Source organism: Vibrio sp. Vb1755 (assembly GCF_033338635.1).
Lineage (GTDB): Bacteria > Pseudomonadota > Gammaproteobacteria > Enterobacterales > Vibrionaceae > Vibrio > Vibrio alginolyticus.
This window is the reverse complement of sequence record NZ_JAWOTA010000293.1, coordinates 1-1,125: the sequence shown is the minus strand read 5'-3', so window position 1 is coordinate 1,125 and position 1,125 is coordinate 1. Positions and strand designations below refer to the sequence as shown.

At 48.0% G+C, this 1,125-nt stretch carries 1 protein-coding gene; it reads left to right on the top strand.

All coding sequences use genetic code 11. The annotated features are described in order from the left end of the window. On the top strand, nucleotides 1–1,125 hold a 1,125-nt coding region (locus tag R7E00_RS24640; RefSeq protein ID WP_318124838.1), incomplete at both ends, for a chemotaxis protein CheA.

Here is a 1,125-nt window from a genome sequence, read left to right as displayed (position 1 = left end):
TACGTGTTGATACATCAACGCTAGATACCATCATGAACATGGTGGGTGAGCTCGTGTTGGTGCGTAACCGCTTATTAAGTCTTGGTTTGAACAGCGACAATGAAGAAATGTCGAAAGCTGTGGCAAACCTAGACGTTGTTACTGCAGACCTTCAAGGCGCAGTAATGAAAACGCGCATGCAGCCAATTAAGAAAGTATTTGGTCGTTTCCCTCGCGTTGTACGTGACTTGGCGCGTAACCTAAATAAAGACATCGTGCTGGAAATGCGCGGTGAAGAAACCGATCTCGATAAAAACCTAGTAGAAGCGCTAGCGGATCCATTGATCCACTTGGTGCGCAACTCGGTTGACCACGGCATTGAAATGCCAGAAGACCGCGTAAAAGCGGGTAAATCGCGCACTGGTAAAGTCATCCTATCTGCTTCACAAGAAGGTGACCATATCGAATTGGCTATCGTTGATGACGGTGGCGGTATGGATCCTAATAAACTTCGTGGCATTGCGGTAAAACGCGGCATGATGGACGAAGATGCAGCCGCGCGTCTATCGGATAAAGAGTGTTTCAACCTTATCTTCGCCCCTGGCTTCTCAAGTAAAGAGAAAATCTCTGATATTTCAGGCCGCGGTGTGGGTATGGACGTAGTTAAGACGGCGATCAACACCCTAAACGGCTCTATCGACATCGATTCAGAGCTGGGCAAGGGCACGAAGATCACCATCAAAGTGCCACTGACTCTTGCGATTTTGCCGACCTTAATGGTGGGTGTTGGCGGTCATCCTTTTGCACTACCACTTGCGTCAGTAAACGAGATTTTCCACTTAGATTTAAGCCGCACCAACGTGGTAGATGGTCAGTTAACCATCATCGTTCGCGATAAGTCTATTCCACTGTTCTACCTACAAAACTGGTTGGCGTCTAAGTCTCCTCGCGTGGAGCAACGCATCGGTCATGGTCATGTTGTGATTGTGCAGATCGGCAGCCAACGCGTTGGTTTTGTCGTCGACACGCTTATCGGTCAAGAAGAAGTGGTTATCAAGCCATTAGATAACTTATTGCAAGGTACACCAGGTATGGCTGGTGCGACGATTACCAGTGATGGTCACATTGCATTGATTCTTGATGTGC